General features: G+C 47.6%; 1 protein-coding gene. It reads left to right on the top strand.

Features of this window, described 5'->3' with window-relative positions; all coding sequences use genetic code 11:
- On the top strand, nt 1-392 hold a 392-nt coding region (locus tag ABEB28_RS41785), incomplete at its 5' end, for a methyl-accepting chemotaxis protein (RefSeq protein ID WP_345733869.1).
- Between the last annotated feature and the right edge of the window lie 196 nt (nt 393-588).

The raw sequence follows: 588 nt of genomic DNA on the forward strand, positions 1-588 counted from the left end.
GTCTTGCTGCTCGCACACAGCAATCGACAACGGATATTCAAAGCATGATCAGCGCTCTACAAGAGCGAGCGCAATCCGCTGTTACAGTCATGGAGCAAAGTAGTCGGCAAGCGCACACGAGTGTAGCTCACGCAGAGGAAGCAGCTACAGCTCTTGATGGAATTGGCCAACGCGTTAACGAAATTACCGACATGAACGCGCAAATAGCGACTGCGGTCGAGCAGCAGGGAGCAGTAAGTGAAGACATAAACCGCAGTATTATCAATATACGCGATGCTGCTGATACCAATGTACAGACCGGGCAGAATAATTTGCAAAGTGCGAAATCTGTCGCTCAGTTAACTAGCGCTCTGAGCGAACTGGCAAAACAGTTTTGGGAAAAACGAGGATAACGCTTTTCAGTATCTCGACAGGGATAACTTACTTTACCATCGGTTATCCCTTTTAGCCGCACAAATTTTAGCCATGGCTTTTCAGGAAGTCAGGGCTATCAGAATGGCCTTAGAAAGCCTAGTCAAAGAGCTGTCACGAGAACACCGTTAGCTTAGCGTACGATTTTTTCCGAATTCTGCGGTTCCCCCATATTGA

Source organism: Cryptosporangium minutisporangium, assembly GCF_039536245.1.
In the GTDB taxonomy this organism is placed as follows: domain Bacteria; phylum Actinomycetota; class Actinomycetes; order Mycobacteriales; family Cryptosporangiaceae; genus Cryptosporangium; species Cryptosporangium minutisporangium.